This is a genomic window from Microvirga sp. VF16, from assembly GCF_016864375.1.
GTDB lineage: Bacteria > Pseudomonadota > Alphaproteobacteria > Rhizobiales > Beijerinckiaceae > Microvirga.
Genome location: NZ_CP069356.1, coordinates 506426 through 521704 on the forward strand (window position 1 = coordinate 506426; position 15279 = coordinate 521704).

At 63.5% G+C, this 15279-nt stretch carries 16 protein-coding genes; 10 read left to right on the forward strand and 6 right to left on the reverse strand.

Features of this window, described 5'->3' with window-relative positions:
- Nucleotides 1-59 precede the first annotated feature (59 nt).
- From JO965_RS34675 to JO965_RS34690, 4 genes are all read left to right on the forward strand, one after another.
- Entirely contained in the window at nt 60-1571 is a 1512-nt protein-coding gene (locus JO965_RS34675; protein WP_203446500.1) for an alkaline phosphatase, read from the forward strand.
- Between the two features lie 81 nt (nt 1572-1652).
- Entirely contained in the window at nt 1653-2075 is a 423-nt protein-coding gene (locus tag JO965_RS34680) for a hypothetical protein (protein ID WP_203446501.1), read from the forward strand.
- Between the two features lie 4 nt (nt 2076-2079).
- A complete protein-coding gene (locus JO965_RS34685; protein WP_203446502.1) occupies nt 2080-2793 on the forward strand; it encodes an ABC transporter ATP-binding protein in 714 nt (237 codons plus the stop codon).
- A gap of 4 nt (nt 2794-2797) precedes the next feature.
- Nucleotides 2798-4006, forward strand: coding sequence for an FtsX-like permease family protein (locus JO965_RS34690; protein WP_203446503.1), 1209 nt, complete (start codon nt 2798-2800; stop codon nt 4004-4006).
- Between the two features lie 336 nt (nt 4007-4342).
- On the opposite strand, the gene JO965_RS34695 is transcribed toward JO965_RS34690, so the two are convergent.
- Together JO965_RS34695 and JO965_RS34700 are read right to left on the reverse strand one after the other, a co-directional pair.
- Nucleotides 4343-5092: a DUF4336 domain-containing protein gene (locus tag JO965_RS34695; protein ID WP_203446504.1), complete on the reverse strand. Its 750-nt coding sequence runs from the start codon at nt 5090-5092 to the stop codon at nt 4343-4345.
- Between the two features lie 137 nt (nt 5093-5229).
- Nucleotides 5230-5808 (reverse strand): TetR/AcrR family transcriptional regulator, encoded by a 579-nt coding sequence (locus tag JO965_RS34700; protein ID WP_203446505.1) that lies wholly within the window; start codon nt 5806-5808, stop codon nt 5230-5232.
- 145 nt (nt 5809-5953) lie between these two features.
- On the opposite strand from JO965_RS34700, the gene JO965_RS34705 reads away from it, so the two are divergent.
- Nucleotides 5954-6706 carry an MBL fold metallo-hydrolase gene (locus JO965_RS34705; RefSeq protein WP_203446506.1) on the forward strand — a complete coding sequence of 251 codons (753 nt, stop codon included), beginning with the start codon at nt 5954-5956 and terminating at the stop codon, nt 6704-6706.
- Here the strand turns inward: JO965_RS34705 and JO965_RS34710 are convergent.
- Genes JO965_RS34710 through JO965_RS34725 form a run of 4 tightly spaced genes read right to left on the reverse strand, consistent with a single transcriptional unit; the run spans nt 6703 to nt 10036 of the window.
- Nucleotides 6703-7938, reverse strand: a complete 1236-nt coding sequence (locus JO965_RS34710) for an MFS transporter (protein WP_246777192.1) — start codon at nt 7936-7938, stop codon at nt 6703-6705. The two genes, JO965_RS34705 and JO965_RS34710, sit on opposite strands and share 4 nt — an antisense overlap.
- A 32-nt stretch (nt 7939-7970) precedes the next feature.
- The gene (locus JO965_RS34715) at nt 7971-9398 is read right to left on the reverse strand and encodes an NAD(P)-binding domain-containing protein (protein WP_203446685.1); all 1428 of its coding nucleotides are present in this window, start codon (nt 9396-9398) and stop codon (nt 7971-7973) included.
- Between the two features lie 19 nt (nt 9399-9417).
- Nucleotides 9418-9663: a DUF1127 domain-containing protein gene (locus JO965_RS34720; protein WP_203446508.1), complete on the reverse strand. Its 246-nt coding sequence runs from the start codon at nt 9661-9663 to the stop codon at nt 9418-9420.
- A 55-nt stretch (nt 9664-9718) separates the two neighbouring features.
- A complete protein-coding gene (locus JO965_RS34725; protein WP_203446686.1) occupies nt 9719-10036 on the reverse strand; it encodes a helix-turn-helix transcriptional regulator in 318 nt (105 codons plus the stop codon).
- 683 nt (nt 10037-10719) lie between these two features.
- Between JO965_RS34725 and JO965_RS34730 the strand changes: the two genes are divergently transcribed.
- The 5 genes from JO965_RS34730 (at nt 10720) to phoU (ending at nt 15264) form a co-directional block, all read left to right on the forward strand.
- On the forward strand, nt 10720-11709 hold the full coding sequence (locus tag JO965_RS34730; protein ID WP_203446509.1) for a PstS family phosphate ABC transporter substrate-binding protein: 990 nt from the start codon (nt 10720-10722) through the stop codon (nt 11707-11709).
- A gap of 79 nt (nt 11710-11788) precedes the next feature.
- The gene (gene pstC / locus JO965_RS34735; protein WP_203446510.1) at nt 11789-12697 is read left to right on the forward strand and encodes a phosphate ABC transporter permease subunit PstC; all 909 of its coding nucleotides are present in this window, start codon (nt 11789-11791) and stop codon (nt 12695-12697) included.
- Complete coding sequence (pstA, locus tag JO965_RS34740; RefSeq protein WP_203446511.1) at nt 12697-13650, forward strand: phosphate ABC transporter permease PstA; 954 nt, start codon at nt 12697-12699, stop codon at nt 13648-13650. The genes pstC and pstA overlap by 1 nt, the downstream gene beginning before the upstream one ends.
- Nucleotides 13651-13682: 32 nt before the next feature.
- On the forward strand, nt 13683-14504 hold the full coding sequence (gene pstB / locus JO965_RS34745; protein WP_203446512.1) for a phosphate ABC transporter ATP-binding protein PstB: 822 nt from the start codon (nt 13683-13685) through the stop codon (nt 14502-14504).
- Between the two features lie 43 nt (nt 14505-14547).
- Nucleotides 14548-15264, forward strand: a complete 717-nt coding sequence (gene phoU, locus JO965_RS34750) for a phosphate signaling complex protein PhoU (RefSeq protein WP_203446513.1) — start codon at nt 14548-14550, stop codon at nt 15262-15264.
- Nucleotides 15265-15279 lie beyond the last annotated feature (15 nt).

Genomic DNA, 15279 nt, shown 5'->3' on the forward strand with positions numbered 1-15279 from the left:
AGAGTTCCTATCGCCATGAGGTGTCCCGACCGACACGGTCCCCGGCCCAGGAGATTCCCATGACCATTCGCAATGCTGCGTTTGCAGCCGGCATTTCGCTCTTTGCCTTGAGCACCGGAGCCTACTCCCAAACAATCCCTCAGGCGAACGATGCCTATTACACCACCGGCAAGGAAGAACTTGCCAGGCGTCTCGGGGCGGCGCCGCGCACGGGGCGTGCAAAGAACATCATCCTGTTCGTGGGCGACGGCATGAGCGTCGCGACGGTTACGGCATCCCGGATCTTGGATGGACAGAAGCGGGGCGTCGACGGGGAGTCCAACAGCCTGGCCATCGATAGATTTCCTTATGTTGGATTGACGAAGACCTACTCGCACAATGGACAGGTGTCCGACTCGGCGCCGACGGCCTCGGCCATGATGTCCGGCGTCAAACTCCAGAACGGCGTGATCGGCATGAACTCGTCCGTTAAGGAAAAGGACTGCATGGCCGCTCGTGGCCAGGAAGTGATGTCGCTCGCCGCGATGGCCGAGCGGGCCGGCCTGTCGACGGGTGTAGTGTCGACCGCGAAGATCACGCACGCCACTCCGGCCGCCGTTTACTCCCACACCGCCTATCGCGACTGGGAGGACGAGAGTGCCATGCCGGCGGAATGCAAGGCGGCAGGTGTCATGGATATCGCCCAGCAGCTCGTCAAGTGGCCGCACGGCGATGGCCTCGAAGTCGCATTGGGGGGAGGGCGCCAGCACTTCCTGCCAACAGACGCCAATGACCCGGAAGATGACGGCCGCAAGGGCAACCGCAAGGACGGTCAGGACCTCCTGAAGGCATGGACCGACCGCTACTCGAATTCCGGCGCGGTCGTCTGGAACAAGGATCAATTCGACAAGATCGACATCAAGAACACCAAGCATCTCCTCGGTGTCTTCGAGCGCTCCCACATGGAGTACGAGTCCGATCGCGCCAAGGACAAGGGTGGCGAGCCCTCGCTGGCAGACATGGCCTCGAAGGCCATCGACATGCTCGCGCAGAACGAGCGGGGCTTCTTCCTGATGGTCGAGGGTGGACGAATCGACCATGCCCATCACGCAGGAAACGCCCATCGGGCCCTTGAGGACACGTTGGCGTTCGATGCAGCCATCAAGCGTGCGATGGAAAAGGTGAATCTCGACGAGACCCTCATTGTGGTCACGGCGGATCACAGCCACACCCTTACGATGAGCGGTTATCCCAAGCGCGGGAATCCGATTCTCGGCGTTGTCGTCGACGAGAAGGGCGAGATGTCGAAGGGCACAGATGGCAAGCCCTACACGACGCTCGCCTATACGAACGGTCCCGGCGCGATCAAGGACCAGGCCCGTGCCGATCTGTCGAACGTCGACACCAAGGCGCCCGACTTCATCCAGCAGGCGCTGGTGCCGATCGAGAGCGAAACCCACGCCGGTGATGACGTGGCCGTCTACGCCGTAGGACCTTGGGCTCATCTCTTTCAGGGTACCATGGAGCAGAACACCGTGTTCCACATCATGGATCATGCGACGAAGCTGACAGAGCGGCACGCCGCCAAGTAGTGCAGGCCGATAACGTGAGGAGGTGGGCCTGAGCGTGCGAAGCGCTCTGCCCACCTCAGTCGTTTGGAAGGTAGGGTTTCAATGATCAACCGTCGGCAGCTTCTCGCACTGCTCGCGACTCCGTTGCTTGCGAAGACCGCACAGGCCGCAACGCCCCTGACCTTCGGGGACCTGTATGTTCGTCAGGGACAATTCTCCCCACGCCTGAACGAGCTCACCCGGCAGAATGTCACGATGCGGGGTTTCATGGCGCCGCCGTTGAAGGCGGAGGCGAAGTTCTTCGTGCTGACCAAGATGCCGATGGCGTCCTGCCCGTTCTGCGGCTCGGAGATCGAGTGGCCTGACGACATCGTCGTAGTCAACACATCATCATTGCTCACCCCGATCGATTTCAACATCCTCATCGAGGTATCGGGAACACTTGAGCTGGGCAGCAAGACGGATCCCGAGACCGGGTTCCTGAGCCTCATCCGGATCGTCGATGCGACGTTCAAGAGGGCCTGAGCCGATGGTGCCGAAGGCTCCCAGAGCCCTGGAACTGGATGTTTTGGATCTGCAAATCAGCTTCCGGGACTCGGGCGGGGGAACGCTGAGGATCGTGGATCTGCCGCATTGGCATCTCGGTGCCGGCTCATTCGCCGTCATCACGGGTCCATCCGGTGCGGGCAAATCGACACTTCTCTATGCGCTTGCCGGATTGATCTCGTCTGATAGCGGTGCGATCCGCTGGGGCGGGACCAACATCTCGCACTTGGGCGAGCGTGCAAGGGACCGCTTTCGCCGCCATCATTTCGGTTTCGTCTTCCAGGATTTCCATCTTATCCAGGAAATGTCCCCGCTCGACAACGCGCTCCTTCCGGCCTGGTTCGAGAACTTTCGTGCCCCGGCGGACTTGAGGGATCGTGCGCAGGCTCTTCTGGAGCAGTTCGCCGTTCCGACGGCGCGGCGACGGGTGTTGGACCTGTCCCGCGGGGAACAGCAACGCGTGGCGTTGGCCCGCGCCCTTCTCTTCGACCCGCCGATCATCCTGGCGGACGAGCCGACGGCGAGCCTCGATGAGGCGGCCAGCTCCCGCATCCTCGATGACTTGAGCGAACTCGCGGCGTCCGCGGGAAGAACCATCATCGCCGTTTCCCACGATCCGCGGCTGATCGAGCGTGCGCCGGTCCGCCTCCACATGGAACATGGCCACATGGCTGCGGCCGGGGCAGTTCAGGTATAAGCAGATGAATCCTTTGCCGGTCGTCCGTGCCACCATTCGGGCCAACCGCCTGTCGTTTTTCCTGTTCCTCACGTTGATTGCGGCGGCCGTCGCCCTGGGCGTCGCTCTCACGGCGCAGGAGCGGGCGCTTCGCCGGGGCGCAGCCCGGGCGGTCGACAAGTTCGACCTGATCGTTGCCGCACCTGGAAGTCAAACCGACATTGTCCTGAGCACCATCTTCCTTCAACCGAGTGCCATCGAACTGATTCCGGGTCCATCACTCGCAAGGATCCTGGCGGAGCCGAAGGCCACCATTGCTGCGCCGATTGCCTTCGGGGACAGCTTCCAAGGCATTCCGGTCGTTGGCACGAGCGCGCGGTTCGTGAGCCATCTGGCCGACGGGATGGCTGAAGGTCGCGCCTTTGCGACGCGATCGGAGGCCGTTGTCGGTGCCGCCGTGGATTTGCCCGTCGGCCACCGCTTTCGTCCGACCCACGGCCACGGGCCTGCGACTGTGGGGGATAGTGCTCATGAACATGGATGGGAGCTGAGCGTCGTCGGCCGCATGAAACCTACGGCAAGTCCCTGGGACCGGGCTATTGTCGTCCCGGTCGAGTACAACTGGGAGGTTCATGGCCTCCCGACCGGACATCCGAAAGGTTCGGAGGCGATCGGTGGACCCTATGATCCCGCGCTGCTCCCGGGCGTTCCGGCAGTCGTCTTGAAGCCGGAGTCCTTTGCGGCCGCCTATGGCTTGCGGAATGCGTATAGAACGACGGAATCGACCGCCTTCTTTCCTGCCGAGGTGCTGATCCAGCTCTACGGGGTAATGGGGGACGTGCGGCAGGTCATGAGCTATCTCACCACCGCCACGCAGATCCTCGTGATCCTGGCCATCATCGCCGGGGTCGTTGCACTGATGGATCTGTACCAGCGCCAGTTCGCGGTCCTTCGGGCGATCGGCGCTTCACGCTTCTTCATCCTCGCGACGATCTGGTGCTATCTGGGAGCCATCGTCGTTTCAGGGACCGTTGCCGGTCTCATCACGGGCGTGGGACTGGCGTATGTCGTCTCGTCGTTCTTGGCACAGGAAACGGGAATTGTTTTCGTTCCGCAGGTTGGGGGGCCGGAGTTGGCTCTTGCAGGCACGGTCCTCGGCCTTGGCTGCGTTCTGGCGTTGATCCCCGCCGTGGCTCAATTCCGCAAGCCTGTCGTGCAGGGACTGAAGGCATAGCACGATCCATTGCCTCCCCTTTCCGTTGTATTAGGCTTGTGCGGTCTCCGAGGTTGCTGCCGCCGGGGAAACCAGGAGCACGCGAACGATGGCAAGCAGTGGAAAGCCACCCGTCCCTGAATCCTTGGTACGCGCGACGGACGGAACGGTTCTGGTGCGTCGGATATGTGCACGACGGTCTATCCCGCCACGACATTTGCATGCGCCGGGTCCTTCCACCGAGCAGGTCCGCCTGCTGGTGCGGGCAGCCTCAAGGGCGCCGGATCATCTGCAACTGAGACCCTTCCGTTTTGCATGACCTGCGGCCGGTCAGGGCGCTCACACCGACACACTGCCTCAAGGGACCGGGCCGCCGAATATCCGTCGGATGACCTCATCGGCATCGGCCTCAAAGCAGCGGCCATGGCTGAGCACAATGCGCTGCGGCTGCCAGGAGTGGATCTTGCCGATCGCCGCCTGTGCCTTGTGCCGTTGGAGGAGGAGCGGCAGCCGCATGCCGAAGAAGATCTGACCGTAGGGATGGTACATCCCGGTGAGCTTGGCGGCCGTTCGCCAGGGATCGGACATCTTGTCCAATTCGAGATTGATGATCGTATCGGTGAGGACCAGCGTCCTCGAAGCCTTGTGGAAGAAAACGATCTCCTTGAAATAGCCGCCGGGGAAAAGCAGTTGGTCGATCTCTCCGCGCCATTCCTCGGGCGCATGGGCATCGAGATCCCTCGTGAAGTTGATGTCCACGTGCCGGGCCCGTGCCCGTTGGCGCACCCGTGGCGACGCCCACGCGATCGCTCCGGGAAACGCCCGCGCCCATTCCCCGATGTGCGCATAGTGGAATTGGTTCGGCGACACGAGATGACGCATCGTGCCCAGCCGCTCCAACTCCTTGGCCAATCCCTCGTCGAACCTGATCGGCGAATGGAGGAAGAGGTCGCCGTTCGACAGCCGCACCACGGTCATGCGGGTCGTGAACGGAAGCGGCAGCCTGATGCCGCCGACGGTCAGGTATTCGAATGGGCCATCGACGATGCCGATATCCGGCGCGAGGGGCTTGTAGACGTTGATTGGCTCGTAACGAGAGGCACCCATGGTGCGGCCCGCCAAAATGCTGCGGAAGGTCGACGCTACCGCACTTCGGCGTGGGCTGGCTACGGGCGCCGAATGCTGCCTGGGTCAGACCGCGAAGTGGAACGGGTGCATGTTCACTTGGTCAGTATAGCCCTTCGTCACGCTTCCTTGGTGCAATCGATCACTTGGACCATGACTCGCACGGCCGCCTCCTGCTTGAGGCCGCTCTCGCGCACCAGGGTCCGCCATGTGAAGAAGTTGAGCGCCAGCCTCAGCACCGTCCGCTGTGTCCTATCCAGGTCCGCTCCGAGCACCTCCTGGTATGTCGCCATGAACGGACCATACCGCAGCTCGGCGATCTCTTTCGTCAGGGGATGGTATTCGGCATCCCGCAGCACGCATGCGGCCAGATCGGCGTTGCGCTCGTACCAGCCGTAAATGGAAAGAAGGCCGACCCGGAGGCGCTCGATCCCATCCTCGATGGTTCGCCATGTCTCCGCATCGGGCAGGGGATCGCGCTCCAGCGTCAGTCCCGAGCAGGCCAGGAAAAGGCTGCGCTCATCGGGAAAGTGGACGTAAAGCGTGTGCCGCTGAACACCAGCCCGTTCGGCGATCATGCTGAGTGAGGTGAGCGCCGGACCGACACTGCCATGCAGGTCCACGGCGGCCTCGACGATCCTCTGTCGGGTTCCCGCCTGTTGTTCCGCACGCTTCTTGAGGGTGTATGTCCGGGTCATGTGTGTTTCGGCACACGGCACTGGGCCGCCATATTGACCATCCACTATTTTCGATGCACATGATTGTACGTTCAAATGTGACTGCTGTCCACCGTCGCCCAGTCCGGCCGGTGGCGACCACCAGGGTGATCGCGTGGAGAAAGTCATGGAACCCAACATCAGCGAAATCGCCGACGGCATCTATCGGATCTCGGTTTTCGTGCCGGACATCGCCCCGCCCGCGGGCTTCACCTTCAACCATTTCCTCGTGCTCGGCGACGAGCCGCTCCTGTTCCACACCGGGTTGCGAAAGATGTTTCCGCTCGTGTCCGGAGCGGTGTCCCGGATCATGCCGGTCGGCGATCTTCGCTGGATCACGTTCGGCCACTACGAGGCCGATGAGTGCGGCGCCATGAACGAATGGCTGGCCGTGGCCCCGCAGGCCCAGGTGGCGCATGGGATGACGGGGTGTCTGGTGTCGCTGAACGACATGTCGGATCGCCCGCCGCGGGTGCTGGCGAACGACGAGATGATCGACATCGGCGGCAAGCGGATCCGCTACATCGATACCCCGCACACCCCGCACGGGTGGGATGCCGGCGTGGTTTATGAGGAGTCGACCGGAACCCTGCTGTGCGGCGACCTCTTCACCCAACTCGGCCATGGCCCGGCGCTGATCGAGGGCGATATTGTCGGTCCGGCGATCGCCGCCGAGGACCTGTTCCAGTACTCCAGCCTGAGCCCCGACATGGGAGCGACGATCCGTAGTCTCGCAACGCTGTCGCCACGGACGCTGGCACTGATGCACGGCCCATCCTTCTCGGGCGATGGCCGAGCCGCCTTGTCCGCCCTGGCGGACGAATACGACCGCCGTACGTCCGATCGCAGACAAGCCATCGCTCAGGCTACGGCCGCCTAGGGCAGTCTTACGACCTTCGCCGCCAGGGTCGGCCGTGAGACTACCCACAGCAGACCCACGAAGGCGAGGTTCAAACAAGCCAGCCCAGAGAGAACTCTGAGCGCCGCATCCGGTCCGCCGACGTCGATGAGAATAGCCCCAATCGACGGGGATAAGGCCTGGGCGAGCAGGCTGGGCATGGCCAGCTTGCCCATCAACGAGGCGTACCCCGACGGTCCGAACAGAGCGAGGGGGAGGGTGCCCTTGGCAATGGAGCCGATCCCGTTGCCAGCACCATAAAGCGCCAGAGCGAAGGCCAGGATGGGAAAGCCGACGAGCAGCAGGATCACGCCGCTGGCCACTAAGGTGACGGACGCCACCATCGTCCAGATCGGATGGTAATGCCGCCCGAAGGCCATCTCGATCACGCGGGCTCCGACCTGTGACGGCCCGACGAGTGCCCCTAAACCAACGGCTGCCGCGAGTTCCAGTCCACGGGATTGCAGGAAGGTCAGCAGGTGCACGCCGATCATGGAGGCGGTCATGGCACCGAGGGTGAGTACGGTTGCGAGCAGCAGAAAGGCCTGCGTGCGTCTGCCATCTGTCAGAACCGCTGGAGCTGGTGCGTCGGAGGACTGCCCTGACGGCTTGGTATCCGGCCTAACGGTGCCGATGCCGGGCAAAACAAAGGCATGCAGGGGGAGTGAGATGAAGATCTGGAGTGCCGCATAGACAGCGCAGGCTCCACGCCAGCCGAGATGCTCGACGAGATAGGCGCTCAAGGGCCAGCAGACGGTGCTGGCGAAGCCACCCCACAAGGTCAGGGTGGTGATCGCACGTCGGGCCTGTTTGCCATAGAGCCGCCCGAGGGTGGCAAAGGCGGCGTCGTAGAGCCCGGCTCCCATGCCGACGCCCATGAGCAGCCATGCCGCAAGGTAGATCGGGAGGCTGTGGGCCAAGCCCAAAGTCGCAAGGCCCGATCCAAGAAGGACTGAGCTGCCGATGAGAACGGGGCGGCCTCCCTTGCGGTCGATGGTGCGACCGACCCGCGGCGCGACGAGGCCAGCAGCAAGGAGCCCGATCGACAGCCCGCCCACGACCCAGCCGAGCGACCATCCGGTGTCGGCGGCGATCGGCTGAGCCAGCACCGCAGGCAGGTAGAAGGACGATCCCCAGGCGAGAATCTGCGTGATGCCGAGGGCGGAGATGACCGCCCTCGGACTCGGCTGCGTTTTGGCGGGATCGCTCGCCAGGGACTCACTCACAGGACTTGACACGGGCGATCTCAGCAGCAGCCCGCAGGTTCCGCAACCTTTTCCGGCGCCTTCGTGCCGCATCCGCAACCCGACCTGCCCGCGGCCTTGGCCTCGGCATCGGCGACGCAGCAGGCGTCGACCTGCGCCGGGACAGGCCCCCCGCAGCATCCCGAGTATGCCGCTACACCGTCAGCAGGGATGTTCGTCGTGCACACGCCCGTCTCGGGCAGGACGAGGTGTACGTCGTCGGCCGCGACAAGGTCTCCGGCAATGGCCGCCACGACGGAGCGGACCTGCTCGTAGCCGGTCAGCATCAGGAACGTCGGGGCGCGGCCGTAGCTCTTGATGCCGACCGTGTAGAAGCCCGGCTCAGGATGGGCGAGATCGCGGTGGCCATGCGGTGGCACCGATCCGCACGAGTGCAGGTTCGGGTCGATCAAGGGACCGAGCGCCTTCGAGCTCTCCAGCCACGGGTCGAGGTCGAGCCGCAACTCGCGGGTGAGGGTCAGGTCCGGGCGTTGCCCCGTGGAGACCACGATCCGGTCGACAGGACCGACCTCGCGGAGGCCGTTCGCCGTCTCGCCCTCAACGATGACCTGATCGCCAGCGGCTCTGACGCGGACCACGGAGAAGCCGGAGACCGGCGTGACCCGCCTGCTGTCCACGAGGGCCCTGAGCCTGGAACCAAGTTCGCCGCGGGCCGGGAGTTGGTCGGCGCTTCCGCCGCCGTACACCCGCATCAGGTTCGCGCCACGGGTCGCCCACACGATGGACGTCGCGGGATCCCGCTCCGCCATCTTCGCGAGGTCGAGGAGCACGTTGGCCGCCGAATGCCCGGCGCCGACGACGAGGGTCGTCTTGCCCTCGTAGGCGGCGCGGTCTCGCCCAAGCACGTCCGGGATGCCGTACGCAATGTGACGCGTATGTTCGGCCTCACCCTCCGCGGGGATGCCGCCCGCCCCGAGGGGATTCGGCACCGTCCATGTCCCCGAGGCGTCGATCACTGCCTGTGCCAGATCGCGCCGGATGGTGCCGTTGCCGCTCGAGACGGCGAGCACGAACGGCTTGGTGTCACGCCCCTTGCTGAGCACCTTGTCGGCGCCCTGGCGGGTGATCGCCTTCACCGTCACGCCGGTCTCGATCACCGCCGCCATCGCGGGCGTCGCGGCGAGCGGCTTGAGGTAGGCCTCGTACAGGTCCGATCCCGTCGGCATCGCCTTCCCGGGCGGCTCCTGCCAGCCGTGGGCCTGGAGCAGCGCACGCGCCGCCGTGTCGGTGTTGTACTCCCACGGCGAGAACAGGCGGACGTGCCCCCAATCCTTCACGTTGGCGGCGACGGTGGCTCCGGCCTCGTAGACCTTCACGGGCAAGCCGCGCCGGATCAGGTGGGCGGCGGCGGCCAGGCCGACGGGGCCTGCGCCGATGACGGCAACGGGGAGGGCATCAAACGATGGCATGGGGCGGCTCCTTCGGAGGCTATCGGCAGCAGGGGACGGGTTCGGGGGAGAGGACATTGCGGAGGCGGGTGACGAACTCGGCCCAGCGACGTGCCACCCTGGAGCAGCAGGCGGGAAGGAATCGCTCCACGGGAACGGCATGGAGCTCAATCCGCCTCAGGCCGATATCGCGCAGGAGATGGTCATCGAGGTCTGCCAGGGACAGCATCTCGCGGTGCGTGGCGACGCGGCGTCCGCGAGTGGGAAAGGAGGGAAGCGTAAGCATCGGCATCTCCTACATCGCTATTTCCGGTAGTTTGGAAATAGCTGGCAAAAATAAATCAGGCGGCGTTCTCCGCCTGGGGCGCGCATCCGGCATCGGCACAGCACTCGTCGGCCAGGAAGCCGATGAGGCCGTTCATCGCCGGGTAGTTGGCCCGGCAGATGAGCGTCGTGGCCTGCCGCTCCTGCGTCACCAGCCCGGTGAGCAGGAGACGCTGGAGATGGTGCGAGAGCGTCGACCCCGGAATCTTGAGGCGCTCCTGGATCTGCCCGACGGGCAAACCCGCCTCTCCGGCCCGCACGAGGGTGCGATAGACCTGCAACCGGGTGGTGTTCCCGAGCGCTTCAAGTTGCTTGGCTGCTTGTTCGACGTTCATGGAAATATCATGGACCCGCCCGCGTTGCTCGTCAAGCGGTATTTCTAGGATATTCGAATAAAGGCGGATTAGAGTGGCTGCCTCGGGCGCTTGCGGTCCTTGGGAGTGGCGGAAAAGGTGAAATACGCCTCGTCCAATGGCGAGCCGGGCCCCGGCCCCGTCGAGAATTTTGAGCGCCCGGAAGAGATCGTCGGCCACATCGAGGCGGATCTCTGCCCAAGCCTGTTTGAACGCGGCCAGGATTTTTGCGTCAAGCGGACGGTGAGCGGTCATGACGTAGGCTCTCTTCGATCAAACCAGCGCGACGTAGACCTGGGCGTAATACCCTCTGACTGTCAGCAGTAAGCAAAAGAGCGCAATCGAGGCATCACTCGGTAGGAGTTACGCTTCACAATGAGAACGGCCAAGGCATGACCTTGCATCAGCCTCCCGGTTCATTTGCGATGGGAAGCCAGCGGGGAACTGAGACCGAAGGGTCACGTTAGCAGGTTCGAACGCGCGACTGACTTTGCTGGCACCGAAAGCCGACGCGGACCCCGTTCTCTGGCAGGAACCCGACTGTCACATACCTGTCATCGAACATTCATATGACTGGCATGCAGCAGCGATACCGGTCTGCGCGTTGAGCCGATGAGCTCGGCACCGCCTTTTCGTACTCCAGTGCACCGACAGGGAGAAGTCCTGTGAAAATTCGCTATCTTGCAAGCGTCGCGGTTATCGCGGCTGTTTACACCTCGCCCGTGTTCGCCCAGACCAAGACGATCACAATCGACGGCTCCAGCACCGTTTTCCCCGTCTCCGAGGCCATCGCCGAAGAGTTCCAGGGCCAGACCAAGGGTCAGGTCCGCGTGACCGTCGGCATCTCCGGCACCGGTGGCGGTTTCAAGAAGTTCTGCCGTGGGGAGACCGATGTCTCCAACGGCTCGCGCCCGATCCTCAAGGAGGAAATCGAAGCCTGCAAGCAGGCCGGGATTGAGTTCTACGAGCTGCCGATCGCTTTCGACGCCCTGACCGTTGCCGTCAGCCCGAAGAACACCTTCCTCGAGTGCATCACGGTTGCCGAGCTCAAGAAGATCTGGGAGCCCGCCGCCCAGGGCAAGGTGATGAACTGGAGCGACGTCAATCCGAAATGGCCAAACCAGAAGATCACGCTCTACGGCGCAGGCTCCGACTCCGGCACGTTCGACTATTTCACCGAGGCCGTTAACGGAAAGGCCAAGGCAACGCGCGCCGACTACACGGCCAGCGAGGACGACAACGTCTTGGTCCAGGGGATCGAGAATGATGCCAACTCCCTCGGCTACATTCCGTTCGCCTACTATGCCCCGCATGCGGCCAAGATGAAGGCTGTTGGCGTCGACGGTGGCAAGGGCTGCGTGAAGCCGTCCCTCGAGGCCGTCACGGCTGGCACCTACAACCCGCTCGCCCGCCCGCTCTTCATCTACGTAAGCAAGAAGGCGGCTGAGAAGCCCGAGGTCAAGCAGTACGTCGAGTTCGCGATGAAGGAAGCCGTTCCGCTCGTGACGGAGGTCAAGTACCTCCCGCTGCCGGGGCAGGCCTACCAGGCCGCCCTCAAGAAGTTCAATGAAGGCAAGACGGGATCCGTCTTTGGTGGCGTGCCGGAGGTCGGCGTGTCGCTTGACGATCTAATGAAGCGCGAGACCCGCTCGTAAATCCTCATTGACCCACTAACCGGGAGGTGGCGGACGTCATGGTCAGCCGCCTCTCAACCGTGCGAAAAAGGGAAATCCCATGGCTTCTCGGTTGAGCTCCGCTCAGCTTCGAACCCTCTACCTGCGCGAGAGGCTCTTCGAGGGAACACTCTTCTTTTGCGCGGCCTTCTCTGTCTTCGTCACCATCGCGATCGTGGTCGTCCTCGTTTACGAGTCTGCGACGTTCTTCCAGACCGTGCCGATCACGGAGTTTCTGACCGATACGGTTTGGACGCCGCTGTTCGCCAATCCCCGCTATGGCATCCTTCCCCTGTTGTCCGGGACGCTCCTGAGCACGCTGGTCGCGCTCTGCGTCGCCGGCCCGCTGGGCCTCATCACCGCCGTCTACCTGAGCGAGTTCGCGCCGCCGCGGGTTCGCGAAGTCGTCAAGCCGATGCTCGAGCTCCTGAGCGGTGTGCCGACGGTCGTCTACGGCTTCTTCGCCCTGCTGTTCGTGACGCCGCTCCTGCAAAAGATCGTTCCCGGCCTGCCTGGGTTCAACATCCTCAGCGCCGGCATCGTCATCGGGATCATGATCATTCCGTATGTCGCATCCCTCAGCGAGGACGCGATGCGAGCCGTCCCGCAAGGTCTCCGCGACGGATCGCTCGCGCTCGGAGCGACACGGCTTGAGACGGCCTTCCGCGTGGTCCTCCCGTCGGCGATCTCGGGCGTGGCCGCAGCCTTCGTGCTCGGGATCTCCCGTGCCGTCGGTGAAACGATGGTCGTGGCGATTGCCGCGGGCCAGCAACCGAACCTTACCTTTGACCCGCGTGAGCCGGCAGCCACGATCACCGCTTACATCGTGCAGGTGGCGCTTGGCGACCTGCCGCATGGCAGTATCGGCTACCAGACGATTTTCGCGGCCGGTCTGACCCTTCTTCTCATCACCCTGCTCTTCAACGTGTTCGCCTTCTGGCTGCGCGCACGGTTCCGGGAGGCTTACTGATGGCTGAACTGGCTTTGAAAACGGATGCTGCGGCAGGTAGCGGCAGCACGCTTGATCAGGGACAGATCGACTCCCGGCGCCGCCGCGAGAAGATCTTCGTTGCGCTCGGCATCGGGTCGGTCGCACTCGCCTTGCTGACCTTGGCTGCCCTCCTGCTCGATCTCGCAATCGCGGGCGTTCCCCGGCTCTCCCTCGAGTTCTTCACCAGCTTCCCCTCCCGGCGGGCGGCGCAGGCCGGCATCCTGTCGGCCTGGGTCGGATCAGTCCTCGTCATTCTCGTGACCGCCGCGGTCGCCATCCCGCTCGGCGTCTGTGCAGGCGTGTACCTGGAGGAATACGCTCGCCGGAACTGGATGACCAACCTCATCGAGATCAACGTCTCGAACCTCGCGGCCGTACCCTCAATCGTGTACGGCCTGCTGGCGCTCGGCCTGTTCGTTTACGCGCTGGGAACCGGACGCAGTATCCTGACGGCGGGCCTCACGCTTGCCCTGCTGATCCTGCCGATCATCATCGTCGCCACCCGCGAGGCGATCAGGGCAGTGCCGTGGAGCATCCGCGAGGCCGCTTACGGCATCGGTGCGACGAAGGGCCAGGTGACGCGGGATCACGTGCTCCCGGCAGCGATGCCGGGCGTCCTGACGGGTGTGATCATCGGGCTGTCCCGCGCTCTCGGCGAGACGGCCCCCCTCATCACCATCGGCGCGCTGACCTTCATCGCATTCCTGCCGGAGGCGCCGATCACGGGCGAGTTCCCGTTCATCTCCTTCCGCTGGCTCTTCGACGGCTTCACCGTCCTGCCGATCCAGGCCTTCAACTGGATCTCGCGCCCCGGCAGCGATTTCCACGCGAATGCCGCGGCGGCCGGCCTCGTGCTGCTGGCGTTCACCCTGGGTCTGAACGCGATCGCGATCGCGCTTCGCTATCGTCTCCGCAAGAGACTCCAGTGGTAACGGCCGCCGACAACCAATCGAAAGACGCAACCATGGCTCAAGGCGTAAAAATATCCGCTCCGGTCGTCAGCAACGCGCACGGCTCCGCGACCTCGAAGCGGTGCAAGATCCAGACCCGCGGCGTAAACGTCTACTATGGCGACAAGCACGCACTTCATGATGTCTCCGTGGACATCGCCGAGAAGTCCGTGACCGCCTTCATCGGGCCGTCTGGCTGCGGGAAGTCGACCTTCCTGCGGTGCATCAACCGCATGAACGACACGATCCCGATTGCTCGGGTGGACGGTAAGATCGAGCTTGACGGACAGGACATCTACGATCGAGGCCTCGACGTGGTCCAACTCCGGGCAAGAGTGGGGATGGTGTTCCAGAAGCCGAACCCGTTTGCCAAGACGATCTTCGAGAACGTGGCCTATGGACCCCGCATCCATGGCCTTGCCCGTTCAGGGACTGATCTGAACGGGATCGTCGAGACCAGCCTGCGGAAGGCCGGCCTCTGGGAGGAGGTCAAGGATCGCCTGAACCAGCCTGGCACGGGCCTCTCCGGTGGGCAGCAGCAGCGCCTGTGCATCGCGCGGGCCATCGCCGTCGAACCGGAGGTCATCCTGATGGATGAACCCTGTTCGGCACTCGATCCCATCGCAACGGCGCGCATCGAGGAGCTGATCGACGAGCTGCGGGAAAACTTCACGATCATCATCGTGACCCATTCCATGCAGCAGGCGGCGCGCGTGTCCCAGCGGACCGCATTCTTCCACCTGGGGAAACTCGTCGAGGAAGGTGCGACCGAGCAGATCTTCACCAATCCCCACGACAAGCGGACCCAGGATTACATCACCGGCCGCTTCGGCTGATTGGTCCTGCTTCACCTTTTGCGCTCAGGAAGGAACGCGAGCCATGGCCGAACACATGATGAAGGCTTTCGATGCAGAGCTGGCCAACCTCCGCACACGGATTTCGGAACTCGGAGGCCTGGCCGAGAAGATGCTCGGCGACGCGACCGTGGCCTTGACACGGCAGGACACGGCCTTGGCACAGGCCGTCATCTCGGCCGACGCACGGATGGACACCATTCAGCGCGACATCGAGGAGCAGGCAATCCTGACGATCGCACGTCGCCAGCCGATGGCCGTGGATCTGCGCGAGACGGTGTCCGCCATCCGCGTCGCAGGCGATCTCGAGCGGATCGGTGACTTGGCGAAGAACATCGCCAAGCGCGTGGTGGCGATCGCCGGACAGCAACAGCCCGCGAAAACCGTGCTGGGTATCCAGCACATGAGCGATCTCGTCCTGGCTCAGCTTAAGGACGTTCTCGATGCCTATTCGGGGAAGGACATCGCCAAGGCGCTCGACGTCTGGAAAAGGGACGGGGCCGTTGATGCCCTTTATACGTCGCTCTTCCGCGAGCTGCTGACCTACATGATGGAAGACCCGCGAAACATCTCGTTCTGCGTCCACCTTCTCTTCTGCGCGAAGAACGTGGAGCGCATCGGCGATCACACGACAAACCTTGCCGAGACGATCCACTATCTCGTGCGGGGCGAAACCCTCGTGGCTGATCGGCCGAAGGATGATCAGGCCAATTTCGCCGTGGCGGAAGTAAAGAATAGCTGAAAGTGAGGGGCAGTC

Bases quoted from the DNA above. Each gene is read 5' to 3' on its own strand.
- JO965_RS34675 (WP_203446500.1), top strand. From the start codon at position 60: ATGACCATTCGCAATGCTGCGTTTGCAGCCGGCATTTCGCTCTTTGCC.
- JO965_RS34690 (WP_203446503.1), top strand. From the start codon at position 2,798: ATGAATCCTTTGCCGGTCGTCCGTGCCACCATTCGGGCCAACCGCCTG.
- phoU (WP_203446513.1), top strand. From the start codon at position 14,548: ATGGCCGAACACATGATGAAGGCTTTCGATGCAGAGCTGGCCAACCTC.
- pstA (WP_203446511.1), top strand. From the start codon at position 12,697: ATGGCTGAACTGGCTTTGAAAACGGATGCTGCGGCAGGTAGCGGCAGC.
- JO965_RS34725 (WP_203446686.1), bottom strand. From the start codon at position 10,036: ATGAACGTCGAACAAGCAGCCAAGCAACTTGAAGCGCTCGGGAACACC.
- pstC (WP_203446510.1), top strand. From the start codon at position 11,789: ATGGCTTCTCGGTTGAGCTCCGCTCAGCTTCGAACCCTCTACCTGCGC.
- JO965_RS34715 (WP_203446685.1), bottom strand. From the start codon at position 9,398: ATGCCATCGTTTGATGCCCTCCCCGTTGCCGTCATCGGCGCAGGCCCC.
- JO965_RS34685 (WP_203446502.1), top strand. From the start codon at position 2,080: ATGGTGCCGAAGGCTCCCAGAGCCCTGGAACTGGATGTTTTGGATCTG.
- pstB (WP_203446512.1), top strand. From the start codon at position 13,683: ATGGCTCAAGGCGTAAAAATATCCGCTCCGGTCGTCAGCAACGCGCAC.
- JO965_RS34700 (WP_203446505.1), bottom strand. From the start codon at position 5,808: ATGACCCGGACATACACCCTCAAGAAGCGTGCGGAACAACAGGCGGGA.
- JO965_RS34705 (WP_203446506.1), top strand. From the start codon at position 5,954: ATGGAACCCAACATCAGCGAAATCGCCGACGGCATCTATCGGATCTCG.
- JO965_RS34720 (WP_203446508.1), bottom strand. From the start codon at position 9,663: ATGCTTACGCTTCCCTCCTTTCCCACTCGCGGACGCCGCGTCGCCACG.
- JO965_RS34695 (WP_203446504.1), bottom strand. From the start codon at position 5,092: ATGGGTGCCTCTCGTTACGAGCCAATCAACGTCTACAAGCCCCTCGCG.
- JO965_RS34680 (WP_203446501.1), top strand. From the start codon at position 1,653: ATGATCAACCGTCGGCAGCTTCTCGCACTGCTCGCGACTCCGTTGCTT.